The following is a 19,948-nucleotide window of genomic DNA, read 5'->3' as shown; positions in this document are numbered from 1 at the left end:
CATGCCGATCACTCCCGACACCAAGGACTGGACCTGGGTCCTCGAGCGCCCGTGCCTCGAGTGCGGTTTCGACGCCTCGCTCGTCGACGCCGACGAGGTCGCCGAGCTCATCCGCGAGAACGCCGCCGCCTGGCCCTACGTGCTCGACCGCGACGACGCGGCGGGCCGGCCCGACGACGAGACCTGGTCGCCGCTCGAGTACGCCGCGCACGTGCGCGACGTGCACCGCATCTACCGCACCCGTGTGCAGCTGATGCTCGCCGGCGACGACCCGCTCTACCCCAACTGGGACCAGGACGTCACCGCCGTGGAGGAGCGCTACGACCAGCAGGACCCCGCGACGGTCGGCCGCGAGCTGGTCGAGGCGGCTGAGCGCAACGCCGAGGTGTTCGACTCCGTCGCCGGTGCCCAGTGGCAGCGCCGAGGCCGCCGCAGCGACGGCGCGGCGTTCACGGTCGACACGATCGCCCGCTACTACCTGCACGACGTCCAGCACCACCTGCACGACGTGCAGGGCTGAGCTCAGGTGTCGATGAGCTGGGGATTGAGGAACGAGAGCGTCCGCGCGTAGGCGAGCGCCGCGGAGGCGGGGCTGACCGCGTCGCGCAGGTTGCCGTTCGCGAAGTGCCGCTGCGTGTCCGGGTAGGTGTGCGCCGTGACCGGCGTCCCCGACTCCTTCAGCCGCCCGACGAACGACTCCGGGTCGTCGCCCGCGGGCCACTCGTCGCTCTGCGCGTAGTGCAGGAGGGTGGGGCACGGGACCAGCACGTGCTCCTCCCCACCGAGGGTGGCGTAGTACGCGACCACCGCGTCCACGAGCCCGGTGCCCGCGGCGAGCAGCCCGAGGCGGCCGCCGAAGCCGAAGCCGATGACGGCGCTGCGCGGCGCCCCGGCCGCGACTCCGGTGCCGACCGCCTCGGCGACGGCGGCGAGGGTGCGGTCCTGCGCGGCCATCGCGGCGAGGTCGCGCGCGTCCTCCGGGGCGAGCGTGGCCCAGCCGTCGTAGAGGTCGGGCACGAGCACGTGGTAGCCGTGCTTCGCCACGGCCTCGGCGAACGGCTCCAGCCACGGCAGGCGCCCGAACACGTCGTGCAGTACGACCACCACGGGCCGGCCGGGGTGCCCGTACTCGAGGGCGACGCCCGGCGACGGGATCTGGACGAGCTCTGTCACCCCTCCACCCTGCCCTCTGCGTCCCGCGATCCCGCGCGCTGCCGCGGATCCGCCCGGCGTGTCGCGTCGAAACGCCGCGCGGGCGCCTCACCGCTCCGCGCGACCGTGCGGCTTCAGCGGCAGGACGACCTGCTCGCGCAGGTGCTCGTAGACGACCGAGGTGCGCACGTCGGCGACCTCGCGGCGCTGCGTCAGCTCGTCGATGACGAAGGCGTAGAGGTCCTGGTTGTCGCGGACGGCGACGTGGATGAAGAAGTCCTCCGAGCCGGAGGTGACGAACACGCCGACCGTCTCGTCGAGGCCGGCGACCCAGTCGCGGAAGGCCTCGATGATCTCGCGCGACGGCGGACGGATGCGGACCGCGATCAGCGCCTGCACGCCGCGCCCGAGGGCCGCGAAGTCGAGAGTGAGCGTCGCGCCGGTGATCACGCCGCGGCGCCGGAGGCTCCTCGTGCGGTCGAGGGCGGTGGTCGGCGAGACGTGCACGGCGGCTGCGAGGTCACGGTTCGTGATCCGTGCATCCGACTGCAGGACCTGCAGGATCCGGACGTCGAGTTCGTCGAGTGCCGCTCCTGGGCCGTTCTGCTGGTCGTTCATACGGAGATCCTGCCGAAGGGGAGCCCTCCTGCCTACTGTTCGTGACGTCGCTGTGCACGAACCGAGGAGCATCATGACCATCCCCGCCCCCGACGCCGTCGGCTTCCACCCCGACGAGATCGACACCGCCGCGCCCACCCGCTCGGCCCGCCTCAAGTGGGTGGTCGTCGTCGACGAGTCCCTCCCCGCCGGCCGCGCCGTGAACGCCGCGATCTGCGTGGGCGCCGCGACGGCCGCGCACGTCGCGGGACTGCTCGGACCGAGCCCCGCCGACGCGTCCGGATCGCTGCATCCCGGTCTGCCGTGGGCCGGCTGCACGGTCCTCGCCGCCGACGCGGCGACCCTGCTCGCGATCCGCGCGAAGGCCGAGGCGCACGACGGAACGTTCGTCGCCGACATGCCCGCGTCGGCGCAGGCCACCCGGGTGTACGACGAGTACCGGGAGGCGGTGGCGGCGAGCGGCTCCGACGAGCTGCAGTACCTCGCGGTCAGCCTGGTGGGGCCGAGGAACCGGATCGACAGGATCGTCGGGCGGCTGCCGCTGCTGGGCTGACGGACACCGCGGGGCTGCCGGACGCCGCTGCGCTGACGGACGCCGCTGCAGCGCCGGAGGAGGAGCCGCTCGCGTCGGGCCGGAGGAGGAGCCGCTCGCGTCGGGCCGGAGGACCGGCCGCAGACGAGGGGGGGGAGGAGAGCGAGTGACGGGAATCGAACCCGCGCCATCTGCTTGGGAAGCAGAAGTTCTACCATTGAACTACACTCGCGCGGCGCCGCTCGGGCGCACCAGGACATCGTAGCAAGGCCCGGAGCCGGCCCATGCCCCGGGTCGCGCCACGCCCTAGGATCGCAGCGTGCTCCTCTCCGACCGCGACATCTCGCTCGAACTCGCCTCCGGCCGCGTGGGGCTCGCCCCGCACGATCCGTCGATGCTGCAGCCGTCGTCCGTCGATGTGCGCCTCGACCGCTTCTTCCGGCTGTTCGACAACCACCGCTACCCGTACATCGATCCGGCCGAGGACCAGCCCGAGCTGACCCGCCTGGTCGAGACGCCGCAGGGCGAGCCGTTCATCCTCCACCCGGGAGAGTTCGTGCTCGGCTCGACCTACGAGGAGGTGTCGCTGCCGGACGACATCGCGGCGCGCCTCGAGGGCAAGAGCTCTCTCGGACGGCTCGGGCTGCTGACCCACTCGACCGCCGGGTTCATCGATCCGGGCTTCACCGGCCACGTCACCCTCGAGCTCAGCAACGTCGCGACGCTCCCCATCACGCTCTGGCCGGGGATGAAGATCGGCCAGATGTGCTTCTTCCGCCTCAGCTCGCCCGCCGAGAAGCCCTACGGCTCGGCGGAGTACAGCTCGCGTTACCAGGGCCAGCGCGGTCCGACCGCGTCGCGCTCGGCGCTCGGCTTCCACCGCACGGACGTCTACACCGACTGACGCCGGCGCAGGGATCAGGGCGCGGGGGTCAGCCCAGCAGGCGGGGGAGCTGCAGCACGAGCCAGGGGGAGAACGCCCAGGGGGTCGAGCGGACGGCGGCGAGCGTCGCCTCGGCGTCGACCCACTCGTAGTCCATGACCTCGTCGAGGCGCGGATCGAGGGCGTCGCGGCTCGACAGCGTCGCCGTGTAGACGGGGCAGATCTCGTTCTCGACGACGCCGGACGCGTCGACCGCGCGGTAGCGGAAGTCCGGCAGGGCGACCTCCAGCGTGGCCAGCCGGGCGCCGAGCTCGCGCTCGGCCCGGCGGACGACGGCGTCCTCGATCCGCTCGCCCGGGGCGGGGTGCCCGCAGAAGGAGTTGGTCCAGACGCCCGGCCAGGTGCGCTTCTCGAGGGCGCGGCGGGTCACCAGAAGCGCGCCGTCCGGGGAGAAGACGTGGCAGGAGAACGCGAGGTGCAGGGGAGTGGCCGTGTCGTGCACGGTCGCCTTGTCGGCGACCCCCACGGCGTTCCCGGCCTCGTCGAGGAGGACCACCTGCTCGATCCGGTCCGTCTGCACAGTGGCGGCTGGCGAAGTCATACCCGCAAGTCAAGCACGCCGCAACACATCAGCCGGCTTATCGTCCTGGTTCTCCCCTTTGTTAGCCTTCCCACGTGGATACGCGCGACCCCGTGGTTCTGTCCCGGTTGAGGCAGGAGCACGTCGATGCCGTCCTGGACAGGTTCTTCTCGTTGGCGAGGTCCCGGGCGGTGCGTCTCGGACCCCGCTACCTGACCCTGTGGCAGACGCTGGAGGCCAACACCCGCGGCGGCAAGCGCTTCCGCCCGCTGATGGTGATCTCCGCGTACGAGGCCCACGGCGGCCAGGATCCGGAGGCCGCTGCCCATCTCGGCGCGGCGTTCGAGCTGCTGCACACCGCGCTGATCGTGCACGACGACGTGATCGACCGCGACTTCGTGCGCCGCGGCGGCCCGAACGTCTCGGGCAGCTACCGCGACGAGGCGACGACCGCGGGCCTCTCCATCCCGATCGCCGAGCACCGCGGGACCTCGGTGGCCGTGATCGCCGGGGACCTCGCCCTCACCGGCGCCCACCGCCTCGTCGAGGGCGTCGGCGCCTCCGACGGCGTGCGGGCCCGCCTGCTCACCCTGCTCGACGAGGCCGTCTTCGCCTCCGCCGCGGGTGAGCTGGCCGATGTGGACTTCTCCCTCATGCCGGGCATGCCCTCGGTCGACGAGGTGCTCGAGATGGAGCGCCTCAAGACGGCCGTCTACTCGTTCGAGGCGCCGCTGCAGGCCGGAGCGATCCTCGCCGGGGCCTCGGACGCCGCGGTGGACGCCCTCGGCGAGTTCGGCCGCTGGATCGGCATCGCCTATCAGATCGTCGACGACCTGCTCGGGGTCTTCGGCTCGGAGGGGCAGACCGGCAAGACCACGCTGGGCGACCTCCGCGAGGGCAAGCGCACCGTCCTCATCGCCCACGCGGCCGGCACGGACTGCTGGCCCGACATCGAGGCGCTGATCGGCGACGAGCACCTCGCGCCCGAGACCGCGGAGAAGGTGCGCGGCATCCTCGAGGAGTGCGGCGCCCGCAGCTACGCCGAGGGGCTCGCGAACCAGTTCGCCGATCGCGCCTGGGCGGCTCTGGAGACGCCCGCGGTGTCGGAGGCCTTCCGCAACGAGGTCCGCCCGCTCGTGGCCAGCGTGGTCGGGCGCACCCGATGAGCGCTGTCCGCCACGCGCGGATGCGCGCGACGATGCGCTCCGCCCGGCCGAGCCCCCGTACGGTGGCACGATGAGCCGCCAGAGCGAACTGTACGACCGCGTCGCGCACGAGTCGTCCGCGCAGGTGATCCGCCGCTACTCCACCTCCTTCGGGCTGGCCACGCGCCTGCTCGCCCCGGGCGTCCGCGAGCGGGTGGAGGACGTCTACGCCCTCGTGCGCGTCGCCGACGAGATCGTCGACGGCGTCGCCGAGGAGGCCCGTCTCGACCGGGCCGCGGTGGAGGAGTCCCTCGACGCCTTCGAGGCAGAGACCGAGCGCGCGCTCGCCTCCGGCTACAGCTCCAACCTCGTGATCCACGCCTTCGCGCGGACCGCGCGGGCGACCGGATTCGGCACCGAGCTCACCCGGCCGTTCTTCGCGTCGATGCGCGCCGACCTCCGCGAGACCGAGCACACCCCCGAGTCCTTCGAGGCCTACGTCTACGGCTCCGCCGAGGTCGTCGGGCTGATGTGCCTGCACGTGTTCCTCGCGGCGCCGGACGCGGGGCTCGTCTCCGAGGCCGCCCGCGCGCGGCTCGTGGCCGGAGCGCGCCGCCTGGGCGCCGCGTTCCAGAAGGTCAACTTCCTCCGCGATCTCGCCGCCGACGTCGACGGTCTCGGCCGCAGCTACTTCCCCGGAGTCGACCCGCGGGCGTTCTCCGAGCGCGACAAGGCCTCGCTGCTCGCCGACCTCGACGACGATCTCGCCGAAGCCGCCGCCATCGTGCCCGAGCTCCCGCGCTCCAGCCGGCGCGCGGTCCTGCTGGCCCACTCCCTCTTCGCCGCCCTGGCCGACCGGATCCGCGCGACGCCCGCCGAGGAGCTCCTCCGCGCCCGCGTCAGCGTGCCCACGGCCGCCAAGGCGGCGCTCGCGGCCAAGGCGGCCGTGTCGACGCTCGGCCCGCGCCTGGGCCCCGGCCCCGTCCGCGCGACCCGCTCGAGGACCGGCCCGCACCGCGCCGTCGTCATCGGCGGGGGGATCGGCGGACTCGCCTCCGCCGCGCTGCTCGCGCGCGACGGCTACGACGTGACCCTCCTGGAGGCGCGCGAGGCCGTCGGCGGCCGCGCCGGCTCGTGGGAGCACGAGGGCTTCCGCTTCGACACCGGTCCCTCCTGGTACCTGATGCCCGAGGTGTTCGACCACTTCTTCCGCCTCATGGGCACCAGCGCCGAGGAGCGCCTCGACCTCGTCACGCTCGACCCCGGCTACCGGGTCTACAGCGAGGGCGTCGACGAGCCGATCGACGTGCTCGCCGACCTCGAGTCGAACCTCGCGCTCTTCGAGAGCATCGAGCCCGGAGCGGGCGAGCGGATGCGCGCCTACCTCGACTCCGCGCGCGACACCTACGAGATGGCCAAGCGCCGCTTCCTCTACACGAGCTTCTCGTCCTTCCTCCCGCTGCTGCGCCGCGACGTGCTCAGCCGGACCGGGAGGCTCGGCCGCCTGCTGCTCACTCCGCTCGACACGTTCGCGGCGACGGCGGTCACCGACAACCGGCTGCGCCAGATCCTCGGCTACCCGGCCGTCTTCCTCGGCTCCTCGCCGTTCGCCGCGCCGAGCATGTACCACCTGATGAGCCACCTCGACCTCGCCGACGGCGTGCTCTATCCGATGGGCGGATTCACGAAGCTGATCGAGGCGGTCGCCGACGTCGCCGAGGAGGCCGGCGTCACCGTCCGCACGTCCTCGCCCGCGACGCGGATCCTCACCGCCCGCTCGCCCCGCGGCCGACGCCGCGGCGCCGAGGTCGTCGGAGTCGAGTTCACGGGCCCCGACGGCACGGAGCGGATCCCCGCCGACCTGGTCGTCAACGCCTCCGACCTCTTCACCACCGAGCAGTCGCTCCTCCCCGAGGAGCTGCGGACCTACCCGCCCGCCTACTGGGAGAAGCGCGAGCCCGGCCCGAGCGCCGTCCTCGTCCTCCTGGGCGTGCGCGGGGAGCTGCCCGAGCTCGAGCACCACACCCTGCTCTTCACGAAGGACTGGCGCGACAACTTCGACAAGATCTTCGGCGAGCACCCGACCGTCCCCGATCCCGCGTCGATCTACGTCTGCCGCCCGAGCGCGACCGACGCGAGCACGGCTCCGGAGGGGCACGAGAACCTGTTCGTGCTCGTGCCGATCCCGGCCGACACCTCGATCGGCCACGGCGGAGTCGACGGCGCGGGCGACGCGCGCGTCGAGGCCATCGCCGACCAGGCCATCGCGCAGATCGCGTCCTGGACCGGCGCGGCCGACCTGGCCGAGCGGATCGTCGTCCGCCGCACCATCGGCCCGGCCGACTTCGAGAGCGACCTCGGCGCCTGGCGCGGCTCGATGCTCGGACCGGCCCACGTCCTCTCGCAGAGCGCCTTCTTCCGCGCCGGGAACGTCAGCAGGCACGTCGACGGCCTGCTCTTCGCCGGCAGCTCCACGATCCCCGGCATCGGCCTGCCGATGTGCATCATCAGCGCCGAGGTCATGCTCAAGCGCGTGCGCGGCGACGTGTCGACCGAGCCGCTGCCCGTGCGGGTGGCGCCGTCCGCTCCGGTCGCGCCCGTCGCCGTGGGGGAGTAGGCGTGGGGATCCTCTACCTGCTCGCGCTCCTCGTCTCGATCACCGGGATGATCGTGCTCGACCGCCGCTTCCGGCTGTTCTTCTGGGCGGACGCGCTACGCGCGGCGATCGTGCTGCCCGTGGGAGTCGCGTTCTTCCTGGTCTGGGACCTCGTGGGGATCGGCCTGGGCGTCTTCTTCCGCGGAGAGACCTCCTACATGACCGGCCTCCAGATCGCGCCGGAGCTCCCGGTCGAGGAGGTCCTCTTCCTCACCCTGCTCTGCTACCTGACGATGGATGTGCACGGCTTCCTCTCGCAGCGCGTCTCCCGGCGGGCGGAGGCGCGCGCGTGACCTACCTCCTCCTCAACGCCGTGTTCCTCGCGGTGGTGCTGGTGCTGCTGCTGCTCGCGCTGCGCCGACGCGTCCTGCGCCTGCCCGCCGTCCTCGGCACGCTCGCCGTGCTGCTGGTGATGACCGCCGTCTTCGACAACATCATGATCGGAGTGGGCCTGCTGGTCGCCTACGACGACGACCTGATCTCGGGCATCCGGATCGGCGTCGCTCCGATCGAGGACTTCGCCTACGCGATCGCCGCGGCCCTCGCCCTCCCGGCGCTCTGGGTGCTCCTGCCCTCGCGTCGTCGGAGCGAGCCGTGAACCGGCTGCGCGCGCTGTTCGTCTCGAGCCGCCCGCTGAGCTGGGTCAACACCGCCTACCCGTTCGCGGCGGCGTACCTGCTGACCACCCGCGAGATCGACCTCGCCTTCGTGCTCGGCACGATCTACTTCCTCATCCCCTACAACCTCGCGATGTACGGGATCAACGACGTCTTCGACTACGAGTCCGACCTGCGGAACCCCCGCAAGGGCGGCGTCGAGGGCGCCGTGCTCGACCGGAGCGAGCACCGCGCGACGCTGATCGCGGCGGTGGCCACGAACGTGCCGTTCCTGGTGGCGCTCGTGCTGCTCGGGTCACCGGTCTCGTGGCTGGTCCTCGCGATCAGCGTCTTCGCCGTGATCGCCTACAGTGCGCCGGGGCTCCGCTTCAAGGAGCGCCCGTTCGTCGACTCGCTGACCTCGGCGACCCACTTCGTCAGCCCGGCCGTCTACGGGATCGCCCTCGCGGGCACCGTGGTCACCGGACCTCTGGTGGCGCTGCTCGTGGCGTTCTTCCTCTGGGGGATCGCGAGCCACGCCTTCGGCGCGGTGCAGGACATCCTGGCCGACCGCGCGGGCGGCATCGGCTCGATCGCGACCGTGATCGGAGCGAAGGCGACCACGCGCTTCGCCATCGCCGCCTACGTCGCGAGCGGCCTGCTCCTGCTCCTGCTGCCCTGGCCGGGGACTCTCGCGGCGATCCTCGCGGTGCCGTACGCGGTGAGCATCTGGCCGTACCGATCGCTCGAGGACGCCGAGGCGGAGCGGGCGAACGCGGGCTGGAAGCGCTTCCTCGCGCTGAACTTCCTGACCGGCTTCCTCGTCACGCTCCTGCTGATCGTGTTCTGGATCGCCACGGTCTGATCCGCGGCCGGCGGCGCGCGGGGAGGGGCGTCGCCAGCGACTCCGCGGTCCGGGCCCCGTCAGTCCCGGCGGGCGGGCGGAGCGAGCCGCGGCTCCGGCACGACGGGGGCGGTGGCCGGCGGGCGGCGCACCGGCAGGAGCAGCACCAGCCCGACGGCGAGGACGAGGACGAGCCCGAGGATGCCCCAGTACTGCACGTTCGCCTCGCCGCTGCCCGAGACGGCCGCGGCGATCGAGACGGCGGCTGCGAAGGCGGCGGGCGCGAGGAACGAGGCCGCCCGCCCGGTGGTCGCGTAGAGGCCGAAGATCTCGCCCTCGCGTCCCTCCGGGATGAGGCGGGCGAGGTAGCTGCGGCTCGCCGACTGCGCCGGGCCGACGAACAGGCACAGCAGCAGGCCGAAGATCCAGAACACCGTGCTCCCCCCGTCGTGCAGGACGAAGACGGCGGTGCCGCAGACGACCAGGCCGATGAGCGAGGCGACGATCACGGCCTTGGGGCCGATGCGGTCGTCGAGCGCGCCGACCGAGATGGTCGCCACTCCGGCCACGACGTTCGCGGCGATGGCGAAGAGGATCACCTCGCCGGCGTCGAAGCCGAAGGTGCCCTGCGCCAGCACGCCGCCGAAGGTGAAGACCCCGGTGAGCCCGTCGCGGAACACCGCGCTGGCGATGAGGAAGGCCACGGTGCTGCGGCTCTCGCGCCAGAGGCCGGCGACCTGCGCGAAGAGCGCGCGGTAGGAGGCGATCACCCCGACGCGCTCCGCCCGGCTCGCGCGCGCCGGCGTCTCCGGCACCGCGACCAGCACCGGGAGGGCGAAGACGGCGAACCACACGCCGGCGACCAGGATCGAGACGCGCACGTCGAGGCCGTCGTCCCCCGTCACTCCGAAGAGCCCGACCTCGGGCGAGATGAAGCCGAAGTACACGATCAGCAGCAGGACGATCCCGCCCACGTAGCCCATGCCCCAGCCGAAACCGGAGACGCGGCCGATGGTCGCCCGGGTCGAGACCTGGAGGAGCATCGCGTTGTAGTTGACGCTCGCGAACTCGAAGAAGACCGTGCCGACCGCGAGCAGTCCGAGTCCCAGCCAGAGGAGGGCCGGGTCGGGGCGCACGAGGAACATCAGCAGGATGCAGAGGACGACGACGGAGGAGTGGATCCCCAGCCAGAGCCGGCGGCGCCCGCCGAGGTCGGCCCGGCGGCCGGTGATCGGCGCGATGACGGCGACGACCACGCCGGCGGCGGCGAGGGACCAGCCGAGTGCGGCCGAGACTCCGCTCGAGGTGCCGAAGAGCCCGTCGGTGGTCAGGTAGACGGTGAAGACGAAGGTGGTCACCACCGCGTTGAAGGCCGATCCGCCCCAGTCCCACAGGCCCCAGGCGAGGACGGGCCAGCGGCCGGTGCGCGTCGTCATGGGCCCACCGTAGGGGGAGGAGGTGAACGGCCGGAAGCGGCGGGACCCGCGAGTCTGAGAGTTGAGCCGATGCGACTCAACTTCTCGCCTCCGGACTTGACGCGAGACGACGGATGCGTAAACTTGAGCGTGCGGGGCTCAACTCCCGCAGAGGATTCCGCACCACCCGTCAACTGACCGGCAGCCGCCCGCGCGACGCCGATCGCGAAGGAGAACAACGCATATGTCCCGTGCCGTAGGCATCGACCTGGGAACCACCAACTCTGTCGTGGCCGTCCTCGAGGGAGGCGAGCCCACCGTCATCGCCAACGCCGAGGGCTTCCGCACCACGCCGTCCGTCGTGGCGTTCACCAAGGACGGGGAGGTGCTCGTCGGCGAGACCGCGAAGCGCCAGGCCGTCACCAACGTCGACCGCACCATCGCGTCGGTCAAGCGCCACATGGGCACCGACTGGACCTTCGGCGTGGAGGACAAGAAGTACACCCCGCAGGAGATCTCGGCCCGCATCCTGGGCAAGCTCAAGCGCGACGCGGAGCAGTACCTGGGCGACAAGGTGACCGACGCGGTCATCACCGTCCCGGCCTACTTCAACGACGCCGAGCGCCAGGCGACCAAGGACGCCGGCGAGATCGCCGGACTCAACGTCCTGCGCATCATCAACGAGCCCACCGCGGCCGCGCTGGCCTACGGCCTCGACAAGGGCAAGGAGGACGAGCTCATCCTCGTCTTCGACCTCGGCGGCGGAACGTTCGACGTCTCCCTCCTCGAGGTGGGCAAGGACGACGACTTCTCGACCATCCAGGTCCGTGCGACCTCGGGCGACAACCGCCTCGGCGGCGACGACTGGGACCAGCGCGTCGTCGACCACCTGGTCAAGCGCTTCAAGGACTCGACCGGCGTCGACGTCTCGAAGGACAAGATCGCGCGTCAGCGCCTCAAGGAGGCCGCGGAGCAGGCGAAGAAGGAGCTCTCCTCGAGCACCTCGACCAGCATCCAGCTGCCCTACCTCTCGCTCACCGAGAACGGCCCGGCGAATCTCGACGAGACGCTCACCCGCGCCAAGTTCGAGGAGCTCACCAGCGACCTGATCGAGCGCACCCGCAAGCCCTTCACCGACGTCATCGCCGAGGCGGGCGTCAAGGTCGAGGACATCGCGCACGTGGTCCTCGTCGGCGGCTCGACCCGCATGCCGGCCGTGGCCGAGCTCGTCAAGAAGCTCACCGGCGGCAAGGAGCCCAACAAGGGCGTCAACCCGGACGAGGTCGTCGCCGTCGGCGCCGCGCTGCAGGCCGGCGTCCTCAAGGGCGAGCGCAAGGACGTCCTCCTGATCGACGTGACCCCGCTCTCGCTGGGCATCGAGACCAAGGGCGGGATCATGACGAAACTCATCGAGCGCAACACCGCGATCCCGACCAAGAGGTCCGAGACCTTCACCACGGCCGACGACAACCAGCCGTCCGTCGCGATCCAGGTCTTCCAGGGCGAGCGCGAGTTCACCCGCGACAACAAGAACCTGGGCACGTTCGAGCTGACCGGCATCGCGCCGGCCCCGCGCGGCATCCCGCAGGTCGAGGTCACCTTCGACATCGACGCCAACGGCATCGTCCACGTGTCCGCGAAGGACAAGGGCACCGGCAAGGAGCAGTCGATGACGATCACGGGCGGCTCGTCGCTGCCCAAGGACGACATCGACCGCATGGTCCGCGAGGCCGAGGAGCACGCCGCCGAGGACAAGGCCCGCCGCGAGGCCGCCGAGATCCGCAACAACGCCGAGACCCTGGCGTACTCGATCGACAAGCTGATCAAGGACAACGAGGACAAGCTGCCCGAGGACGTCAAGTCCGAGGTGCAGGGAGACGTCGACGCGCTGAAGACCGCGCTCGCCGGCGACGACGACGCGGCCGTCAAGACCGCGTTCGACGCCCTCAACGCCTCGCAGACCAAGATCGGCCAGGCGATCTACTCCCAGGACCAGGCCGCGCAGAGCGCCCCCGCGGACGCTCCGGCCGACGGTGACAAGAAGGACGACGAGGACATCGTCGACGCCGAGGTCATCGACGAGGACGAGCCGAAGGACACGAAGTAGCCATGGCAGCCGAGAACGAGCCCCAGGACCTCCCCGAGGAGCAGCCGGTCACCGGCGGCGAGGCGGGAGCCGAGGCGGCGCAGGACGCCCAGGACCAGGAGGGCCTCATCGAGGCCGAGGGGCCCGACGTCGAGACCAGCCTCTCGGACGCCGACCTCTCGTTCCTCTCGGGACAGTCCAGCGCCGAGACGCTCGCGGCCGAGCACCTCGCCGACCTCCAGCGGGTGACCGCCGAGTACGCGAACTACCGCAAGCGAACCGAGGCCAACCGCCAGGTCGACAAGGAGCGGGCGATCGGCGACGCGGTGAAGGTCATCCTCCCCGTGCTCGACGACCTCGACCGCGCCGAGAAGCACGGCGACCTCGCCGAGGGCGGGCCCTTCACGGCCATCGCGCAGAAGCTGCGCGGCGGAGTGGAGAAGCTCGGCCTGGTGAAGACCGGCGCCGTGGGCGACCTGTTCGACCCGAACATCCACGAGGCGATCTTCCAGCAGCCCACCCCCGGCGCCGAGACCTCCACGGTCGCGGACGTCGTCGAGGCGGGCTACTACCTCGGAGGCTCGCTGCTCCGGGCCGCCAAGGTGGTCGTGGCAGTCCCCGCCGACTGACCCCGCCACCGGCACCACCACCGCGGAGGACCCCGCCCCGCTCGGCAGCACGCTGCCGGACCGGGGCGGGGTCCCTCGCCGCATTCGACACAGGAAGAGGCACATGGCCAGCCAGGATTGGTTCGACAAGGACTTCTACAAGGTCCTCGGCGTGTCCAAGGACGTCTCCGCCGCGGACCTGAAGAAGACCTACCGCAAGCTCGCCCGCCAGTTCCACCCCGACTCCAACCCGGGGGACGCGAAGGCCGAGGCGCGCTTCAAGGAGATCAGCGAGGCGTACACCGTGCTCTCGGACGCCGAGCAGCGCAAGGAGTACGACCAGATCCGCGCCATGGGCGGCGGAGCGCGCTTCACCGCGGGAGGCCAGCCCGGAGGGTTCGACGACGTCTTCGGCGGCATGTTCGGCCAGGGCGGGCGCACCTCCTACAGCACCCAGCAGGGCCCGCCGCCGGGCTTCGAGGACATCCTCGGCGGCATGTTCGGCGGCGGAGGCAGCCGCTTCGGCCAGCCCAGCGGCGGCTACCGCGGCTTCGGCGGCCCGCAGAAGGGCGCCGACGTCACCGCCAGCACCACCATCGACTTCCGCACCGCGACCCGGGGCGACACCGTCCAGCTGCAGACCGGCGACGGGCGCACCCTCTCGGTGCGCATCCCCGCCGGCGTGGCCGACGACCAGAAGATCCGCGTCCGCGGCAAGGGCCGCCCCAGCCCGGACGGCGGCGATCCCGGCGACCTGGTGCTCACCGTCTCGGTGCGCAAGCATCCGGTGTTCGAGCGCGACGGGCTGAACCTGCGCGTGACGGTCCCCGTGACCTTCGTCGAGGCCGTCTTCGGCGCGACGATCGAGGTGCCGACCCTCGGCGGCGAGCCCGTCAAGCTCCGGGTCGCCGCAGGCACCCCGAGCGGCCGCGTCCTGCGCGTCAAGGGCCGCGGCGTCACGACCCCCAAGGGCACGGGCGACCTGCTCGCCGTCCTGCAGGTCGCCGTCCCGAGCCACCTGTCCGCCGCCGCCCGTGAGGCCCTCGAGGCCTACGCCGCCGCCGAGCCGGACGAGGACCCGCGCGAGGACATCCTGGAGAAGGCCCGCTACTAGCACCGGATCGGCGCGACCGGTCGGAGGAGGAGACATGGACGAGAACACGCCCGTCTTCGCGATCGCCGTCGCCGCCGAGCTGGCGGGGATGCACCCGCAGACGCTCCGGCAGTACGACCGGCTCGGGCTCGTGAGCCCGACCCGCACCGCGGGCAAGTCGCGCCGCTACTCGATGCGCGACGTGGTGCAGCTGCGCGAGGTCGCCCGGCTCTCCTCCGAGGGCGTCTCGCTCGAGGGCATCGCGCGCATCCTGCAGCTCGAGAACCAGGTGCAGTCGCTCTCGCAGCGGGTGCGCGAGCTGGAGTCGGCCCTCGCCGACGAGCTCCTGAACCGGCCGGGCCGCCGCGTGTTCGCCGCCGGACTCGAGGGGGACGTGGTCACTCTGCGCCACGGCACGCGCGCGCAGCGCCGGACCGAGCTGGTCGTCTGGCGCCCCGCGCCACGATCAGGGGCCGCCGACGACGCCACACCCTGAACGAGGGGTAGCCTGACCGGGCGCCGCCCCGTCATCGCGGCGCCTGCCCCTCCGCTCGGGGCGGAGAGCAGGAGGACCGCCGTGGACCACGACAGCAGCACCCCGCGCGACGAGCGCGACGCCCGCCGGGAGCAGGCCGCCCAGGAGCAGTCCACCCCGGAGCAGGTGTCGAACGCTGCTCGACAGGAGCAGGCCCCGGACTCCACGCGCGCGTCCCGCAGGACGCCCGTCGTCCCCGACAACGGGTTCTCCCGCGAGTCCTACGCGATCCACGCCGCCCGCAGCGACCTCCCCCTCTTCTCGGATGCGCTGAACGCCGGCCGCGACGACTCCGGCTGGCTGTCGTCGCTCTCGAGTACCCTCGCCGGTCCCACCGGGCCGGTCGGCTCCCCGGACTCGGCCGCCGAGACGGCGCAGGCCGCGCTCGACCGCCGCACGCGCCGTCGGAGCGACGAGTCCGACTCCTGAGCCGCGGCCCCGGCTAGTCGCGCAGGCGAGTGGCGGCCATCCGGGCGTCGACCAGGCGGCCGCCGCTGAGGCGGGCGAGGATCACGGAGCCGAACGGCAGCGCGCGCACCAGGGGCAGACCCTCGACCCGCTCCTCGTCCGTGTAGCCGAGGAGGACGTACATGCCGACCACGGCGATCGCGGCGATCGTCGCGACCCGCGCCGGGATCTGGTCCATCGTGCCGCCTCCGCCGTCGATCGGCTCGGCGAGCGTGACGCACATGAGGAAGATCGACGCGTAGACCGCCAGGTGCACGTGGGAGCGGCTCCACGGGCGCGCGAGCGCGGCGATCGGCAGGATCCAGAGGGCGTACCAAGGGTGGATGGCGGTCGACGCCGTCACGAACGCGAGCAGCGCGCCGGACAGGCGGGCGAGCGGATCGATGGAGCGCCGCGACAGCATGAGGCGCGCAGCGATCAGGCCGGCGAGCCCGAGCGCGAGGATCTTGACCACGGCGATCGCCGCGGCGGGGTCGTGACCGGTGAACTCGACGGCGCGGGAGACCGAGACCGTGACGAACGACATCGGCGCGTACCAGTGCAGGATCGAGCCGGGCACGACCATCGCCGCGACCCAGCCGACCCCGACGCCCGCGAGCAGCCCGACGGCGACCACGAGGCCGAGCGCTCCGGCGCCCGTCCAGAGCCAGCCGCGGGTGCGCTCGCGCCACGTCGCGTCGTGGCGCAGCCACAGGAGCGCGAGCACGGGGAGCGCGATCACGGCGATCGGCTTGATCGCGATCGCTCCGGCCATCAGCACGACGGCGGCGATGCGCCGGTCGGTCTGGGCGTAGTAGAGCGACGCGAGGATGAGCGCCAGCATCACGGAGTCGTTGTGGCCGGCGACGACGAAGAGCACGAGGGTCAGCGGGTTGGCGACGATCGTCCAGGCGGTGAGCGGGACCGAGAGGCCGCGCAGGCGCGCCAGGCGGAGCGCGTAGACGGCCATGACGGCCACGCCCGCGACCGACACGGCGCGGAGCATCGCGATCGAGAGCTCCGGTGCGCCGTAGCCCGCGAACTGCACGGCGGTGCGCTCGATCAGGAGGTAGAGGGGCCCGTAGGGCGTGGGCGTGTCGGCCCAGAGCGGGTCGACGCCGAGGTCGAACCAGCCCGGGAGCGTCGCGACGCCGTGGGTGTAGGGGTCGATGCCCTGGGTCATCAGGCGACCCTGCGCCACGTAGGAGAACATGTCGTGGCTGAACAGCGGCACCGTCACGAGGAGCGGAGCGGTCCAGGCGAGGGCCGCCACCACGATGGTGCGGACGGAGCCGGGGCCCGCCGCGAGCGCGACCGTGCGCAGGCGGAGCCACGCGATCAGCAGCAGCATCCCGCCGCCCACGACGAGGGCGCCGCTGGACTCGGTGAGCCAGCCCGTGGCGCGGATCGAGGCGACGACAGGCCAGTCGCGGATGGGCGAGCCGGCGGGCAGGTAGCCCACGCCGAGCGAGCCGAGGAGGATCGCGATCGAGCCCAGCAGGCCCGTCGCCAGCGGTGCAGCCTCCATGAAGCGGAGCCGCGGTCGGCGCTGCCGTCCCGTTGCCCGGGCCGTGACCGGCCGCTCGATCGTCCCCCGTGAAGCCATCGGAGCCACGCTAAAGGATGGGACTCCGAAGTGCATGGACGGCCGGTGAACGGTTGATCAGTCGGCGCTCAGGTTGTACAAGCACCCGCACGCGCACCGATCAGGGCAGGCGCGGCACCGGGGCCGGCTCCGCGAAGCGCAGCTGGTTGCCGAACGGATCGATCACGTCGAGCGCGAAGCCGAACGGCGTGCGGGTGATCCGCGGGTTGAGGTAGGGGTACGCCTTCGCGTCGAGCTCGGCGTGCAGCTCGCGGACACCGCGGAGGGCGACGTGCACCGCGGCGCCGGGACTGCCGTCGCGGTGGTGCTCGCTGAGGTGCAGGCGGAGCCCCGAGCGCGACACCTGCAGGTAGAGGGGGGCGTCGAGCGCGGCGCGGTGCTCCCAGTCCACCTCGAAGCCGAGGTAGTCGACGTAGAACTCGCCCGCCTTGGCGACCGAGAAGATCCGCAGGATCGGCACGGCCGCCTCCAGTCGCACCGGCTCGAGCCGGTCCGGCTCCTCCGCGCTCGACCGGTCCCGTGCACGCCGTCTCGTCTCCACGCCACGAGGCTAGCCGCCCCGCGGTCGGCCCGGCGCCGGAGGGTCAGTCGACGAGACCGAGACCGCGCAGCAGCCGGAGGGTCTCGACCCCGGCGGGCGGGCAGCGGCCCGCATCGGAGCCGTCGACCCAGTGCAGCGAGTCGATCTCGCCGCTCGGGCGCGCCTCCCGGTCGAGCTCGGCGGCGAAGACGCTCATGTGGACCTCCCGCCCCTCCGGCTCGCCGTGCGCCTGGGTGCGGACGGTGAACAGGGGCTCGAGGCCGAGCGCGACGGCACCGAGCTCCTCGCGGGTCTCGCGGGCCGCCGCCTCGATCCCGCTCTCGCCCTCGTCGACCTTGCCGCCGGGGAGGTAGAGGACGTCGCGGCCCCGCGCCGTGACCATCAGGACGCGCCGGTCGCGGAGGACGGCGACGGCGGACACGACGATCGGCGGGAGGGTGCTCATCCGCTCATCATGCCCGCCGCGGGCGGACCGGCTCGGCGCCCCCGCGGCTACCATGGGGGCACACCAGAAGGACGCGCGCAGCCGGCGCGCGCCGGGGCCCCGTGCGCCCGAACAGCTGAGGAGCAACCCGTGGCAGAACCCACCACCCTCGACAAAGTCATCACCCTCGCGCAGCACAGGGGATTCGTCTTCCCCTCGGGTGAGATCTACGGGGGCACCCGCTCCGCGTGGGACTACGGGCCGCTCGGCGTGGAGTTCAAGGAGAACATCAAGCGCCAGTGGTGGAAGACCTTCGTGCAGGGCCGAGGCGACGTCGTCGGCCTGGACTCCGCGGTCATCCTGCCCACGGCGATCTGGCACGCCTCGGGACACGTCGGCGTCTTCTCGGACCCGCTGACCGAGTCGCTGATCACCCACAAGCGCTACCGCGCCGACCACCTCTTCGAGAAGTACGAGGAGGTCAACGGCCACCCGCCCGTGAACGGCCTCGCCGACATCCCCGACCCGGAGCACCCCGACAAGGTCGGCCAGTGGACCGAGATCAAGCAGTTCTCGGGCCTGATGAAGACCTACCTCGGCGTCGTCGACGACGAGTCGGGTCTGCACTACCTGCGTCCCGAGACCGCCCAGGGCATCTTCACCAACTTCGCGAACGTGCTGCAGAGCGCCCGTCGCAAGCCGCCCTTCGGCATCGGCCAGATCGGCAAGGCGTTCCGCAACGAGATCACCCCCGGCAACTTCATCTTCCGCACCCGCGAGTTCGAGCAGATGGAGCTCGAGTTCTTCGTCGAGCCCGGCACGGACGAGGAGTGGCAGGAGACCTGGATGCAGCTCGCCTGGGACTGGTTCGTCGGGCTCGGGATGAACCCCGAGAACATCCGGCAGTACGAGCACCCGAAGGACAAGCTCTCCCACTACTCCAAGCGCACCGTCGACATCGAGTACCGCTTCAGCTTCGCCTCGGGCGAGTGGGGCGAGCTGATGGGAGTCGCGAACCGCACCGACTACGACCTCAAGACGCACATCGAGCACTCGGGCAAGGACCTCTCGTTCTTCGACCAGAACAAGAACGAGCGCTACGTGCCGTTCGTGATCGAGCCGTCGTTCGGTCTCACCCGCGCGCTCATGGCGTTCCTCGTCGACGCCTACGAGGAGCAGGAGCTGCCGCCGAACGCCAAGGGCAAGGTCGAGACGCGGACCGTGCTGCACCTCGACCCGCGCCTGGCGCCGGTGAAGGTGGCCGTGCTGCCGCTCTCGCGCAACGAGGCCCTCTCGCCGCTCGCGCGCCGCGTCGCCGACCAGCTGCGCCAGCTCTGGAACGTCGACTTCGACGACTCCGGAGCGATCGGCCGCCGCTACCGCCGCCAGGACGAGATCGGCACCCCGTACTGCGTGACCGTCGACTTCGACTCGCTCGAGGACGACGCCGTGACCGTTCGCGACCGCGACACGATGAAGCAGGAGCGCATCCCGCTCGAGCAGCTCGAGTCGTACCTCTTCACCGGGCTCCGCGGGGCCTGACACTCCTCCCGGGACGCCGCCGACCGGACGGGCCGGCGGCGTCCCGCCGGGCGCGGACCAGCCGGCCTTGCGGTCAGCGCTCGCGGGCGAGCAGGGCGAAGACGAGGGTCGAGGTCCACTCGCCCTTGCAGAACTCGTCCTCCCGGTGGTGCGCCTCGAGGCGCATCCCGAGGCGCTCGCAGAGGCGGGCGGACGCGGTGTTCCGAGCGTCGAGCTGCGCGATCACGCGGTGCGCGCCGAGGGTGTCGAACGCGAGGTCGAGCAGCGCCCGGGCGGCCTCGGTCGCGTAGCCGCGCCCCTGCGCCTCCGGGTGCAGCACCCAGCCGATCTCGACCGCCTCCTGCTCGACGGACGTCGCGATGAGCGTGAGGTCGCCGATCATCCGCCCGGCGAGGACGCCCTCCCGGGGGACGATCGCCAGCACGGCCACGTCGCCGTCGGCGGCGAGCCGTGTCGAGGGGAGGCGGCGCTGCAGGTGCGCCCGCGACTCCTCGGGGGTGCGCACCGGCCAGCGGAGGAACCGGACGGCGTCGGCGTCGCCCTGTTAGCGCGCGTGGTCCTCGGCGTCCTCCGGTCCGAGGGGACGCAGGAGCAGGCGCTCGGTGAGCAGCGGCGCGGAGCGCAGCGGCTCCGCATCGAAGGGGA

At 72.1% G+C, this 19,948-nt stretch carries 21 protein-coding genes, 1 tRNA gene and 1 pseudogene; 14 read left to right on the top strand and 9 right to left on the bottom strand.

From position 1 onward, the window contains the following. Position 1: 1 nt before the first annotated feature. The gene (locus C5C57_RS07875) at positions 2–520 is read left to right on the top strand and encodes a DinB family protein (protein ID WP_104246933.1); all 519 of its coding nucleotides are present in this window, start codon (positions 2–4) and stop codon (positions 518–520) included. A 2-nt stretch (positions 521–522) separates the two neighbouring features. On the opposite strand, the gene C5C57_RS07870 is transcribed toward C5C57_RS07875, so the two are convergent. Further along, positions 523–1,173 carry a dienelactone hydrolase family protein gene (locus C5C57_RS07870; protein WP_104233076.1) on the bottom strand — a complete coding sequence of 217 codons (651 nt, stop codon included), beginning with the start codon at positions 1,171–1,173 and terminating at the stop codon, positions 523–525. Positions 1,174–1,260: 87 nt separating this feature from the next. After that, a complete protein-coding gene (locus C5C57_RS07865; protein WP_104246932.1) occupies positions 1,261–1,770 on the bottom strand; it encodes an Lrp/AsnC family transcriptional regulator in 510 nt (169 codons plus the stop codon). A gap of 73 nt (positions 1,771–1,843) precedes the next feature. Here C5C57_RS07865 and C5C57_RS07860 point away from each other — a divergent pair, with 73 nt between their 5' ends. Continuing rightward, a complete protein-coding gene (locus C5C57_RS07860; protein ID WP_104222899.1) occupies positions 1,844–2,323 on the top strand; it encodes a DUF2000 domain-containing protein in 480 nt (159 codons plus the stop codon). 140 nt (positions 2,324–2,463) lie between these two features. On the opposite strand, the gene C5C57_RS07855 is transcribed toward C5C57_RS07860, so the two are convergent. Continuing rightward, positions 2,464–2,534 (bottom strand) — tRNA-Gly (locus C5C57_RS07855). Between the two features lie 87 nt (positions 2,535–2,621). Here C5C57_RS07855 and dcd point away from each other — a divergent pair. Continuing rightward, on the top strand, positions 2,622–3,206 hold the full coding sequence (dcd, locus tag C5C57_RS07850) for a dCTP deaminase (RefSeq protein ID WP_104246931.1): 585 nt from the start codon (positions 2,622–2,624) through the stop codon (positions 3,204–3,206). 28 nt (positions 3,207–3,234) lie between these two features. On the opposite strand, the gene idi is transcribed toward dcd, so the two are convergent. Beyond that, positions 3,235–3,786, bottom strand: a complete 552-nt coding sequence (idi, locus tag C5C57_RS07845; protein WP_104222897.1) for an isopentenyl-diphosphate Delta-isomerase — start codon at positions 3,784–3,786, stop codon at positions 3,235–3,237. 170 nt (positions 3,787–3,956) lie between these two features. On the opposite strand from idi, the gene C5C57_RS07840 reads away from it, so the two are divergent. The 5 genes from C5C57_RS07840 to C5C57_RS07825 all read left to right on the top strand — a co-directional run bounded on the left by C5C57_RS07840 (position 3,957) and on the right by C5C57_RS07825 (position 9,027). After that, complete coding sequence (locus tag C5C57_RS07840; RefSeq protein WP_244229492.1) at positions 3,957–4,931, top strand: polyprenyl synthetase family protein; 975 nt, start codon at positions 3,957–3,959, stop codon at positions 4,929–4,931. 70 nt (positions 4,932–5,001) lie between these two features. Next, entirely contained in the window at positions 5,002–7,527 is a 2,526-nt protein-coding gene (crtI, locus tag C5C57_RS07835; RefSeq protein WP_104246930.1) for a phytoene desaturase family protein, read from the top strand. Between the two features lie 2 nt (positions 7,528–7,529). Then, complete coding sequence (locus C5C57_RS07830; protein WP_104246929.1) at positions 7,530–7,859, top strand: lycopene cyclase domain-containing protein; 330 nt, start codon at positions 7,530–7,532, stop codon at positions 7,857–7,859. Beyond that, positions 7,856–8,164 (top strand): lycopene cyclase domain-containing protein, encoded by a 309-nt coding sequence (locus tag C5C57_RS18065; RefSeq protein WP_104222893.1) that lies wholly within the window; start codon positions 7,856–7,858, stop codon positions 8,162–8,164. The genes C5C57_RS07830 and C5C57_RS18065 overlap by 4 nt, the downstream gene beginning before the upstream one ends. Then, a complete protein-coding gene (locus C5C57_RS07825) occupies positions 8,161–9,027 on the top strand; it encodes a prenyltransferase (RefSeq protein WP_104222892.1) in 867 nt (288 codons plus the stop codon). The genes C5C57_RS18065 and C5C57_RS07825 overlap by 4 nt, the downstream gene beginning before the upstream one ends. A 59-nt stretch (positions 9,028–9,086) precedes the next feature. Here the strand turns inward: C5C57_RS07825 and C5C57_RS07820 are convergent, their stop codons facing one another. Continuing rightward, the gene (locus tag C5C57_RS07820) at positions 9,087–10,442 is read right to left on the bottom strand and encodes an MFS transporter (protein WP_104246927.1); all 1,356 of its coding nucleotides are present in this window, start codon (positions 10,440–10,442) and stop codon (positions 9,087–9,089) included. 223 nt (positions 10,443–10,665) lie between these two features. On the opposite strand from C5C57_RS07820, the gene dnaK reads away from it, so the two are divergent. From dnaK to C5C57_RS07795, 5 genes are all read left to right on the top strand, one after another. Further along, positions 10,666–12,528, top strand: a complete 1,863-nt coding sequence (dnaK, locus tag C5C57_RS07815) for a molecular chaperone DnaK (RefSeq protein ID WP_104222890.1) — start codon at positions 10,666–10,668, stop codon at positions 12,526–12,528. A gap of 2 nt (positions 12,529–12,530) precedes the next feature. Next, positions 12,531–13,136 carry a nucleotide exchange factor GrpE gene (locus C5C57_RS07810; protein WP_104237617.1) on the top strand — a complete coding sequence of 202 codons (606 nt, stop codon included), beginning with the start codon at positions 12,531–12,533 and terminating at the stop codon, positions 13,134–13,136. Between the two features lie 103 nt (positions 13,137–13,239). Next, on the top strand, positions 13,240–14,229 hold the full coding sequence (locus C5C57_RS07805) for a DnaJ C-terminal domain-containing protein (RefSeq protein ID WP_104222888.1): 990 nt from the start codon (positions 13,240–13,242) through the stop codon (positions 14,227–14,229). 34 nt (positions 14,230–14,263) lie between these two features. Continuing rightward, the gene (locus C5C57_RS07800; RefSeq protein ID WP_104226135.1) at positions 14,264–14,704 is read left to right on the top strand and encodes a heat shock protein transcriptional repressor HspR; all 441 of its coding nucleotides are present in this window, start codon (positions 14,264–14,266) and stop codon (positions 14,702–14,704) included. 81 nt (positions 14,705–14,785) lie between these two features. Beyond that, a complete protein-coding gene (locus C5C57_RS07795; protein ID WP_104246926.1) occupies positions 14,786–15,172 on the top strand; it encodes a hypothetical protein in 387 nt (128 codons plus the stop codon). Positions 15,173–15,185: 13 nt separating this feature from the next. Here C5C57_RS07795 and mptB read toward each other — a convergent pair whose 3' ends face one another. From mptB to C5C57_RS07780, 3 genes are all read right to left on the bottom strand, one after another. Continuing rightward, a complete protein-coding gene (gene mptB, locus C5C57_RS07790) occupies positions 15,186–16,796 on the bottom strand; it encodes a polyprenol phosphomannose-dependent alpha 1,6 mannosyltransferase MptB (RefSeq protein ID WP_146082391.1) in 1,611 nt (536 codons plus the stop codon). Between the two features lie 100 nt (positions 16,797–16,896). Next, entirely contained in the window at positions 16,897–17,337 is a 441-nt protein-coding gene (locus tag C5C57_RS07785) for a glyoxalase superfamily protein (RefSeq protein WP_208543318.1), read from the bottom strand. Between the two features lie 43 nt (positions 17,338–17,380). After that, positions 17,381–17,782, bottom strand: coding sequence for an NUDIX domain-containing protein (locus C5C57_RS07780; protein ID WP_104246924.1), 402 nt, complete (start codon positions 17,780–17,782; stop codon positions 17,381–17,383). A 129-nt stretch (positions 17,783–17,911) separates the two neighbouring features. Here C5C57_RS07780 and C5C57_RS07775 point away from each other — a divergent pair, with 129 nt between their 5' ends. Beyond that, positions 17,912–19,303: a glycine--tRNA ligase gene (locus C5C57_RS07775; protein ID WP_104226140.1), complete on the top strand. Its 1,392-nt coding sequence runs from the start codon at positions 17,912–17,914 to the stop codon at positions 19,301–19,303. A gap of 73 nt (positions 19,304–19,376) precedes the next feature. Here the strand turns inward: C5C57_RS07775 and C5C57_RS07770 are convergent. Continuing rightward, positions 19,377–19,829, bottom strand: a pseudogene (locus C5C57_RS07770) (GNAT family N-acetyltransferase); the annotation flags it as partial. Positions 19,830–19,948 lie beyond the last annotated feature (119 nt).

It is taken from the genome of Rathayibacter sp. AY1C5 (assembly GCF_002931705.1).
Lineage (GTDB): Bacteria > Actinomycetota > Actinomycetes > Actinomycetales > Microbacteriaceae > Rathayibacter.
This window is presented reverse-complemented; position numbering and strand designations above follow the sequence as displayed.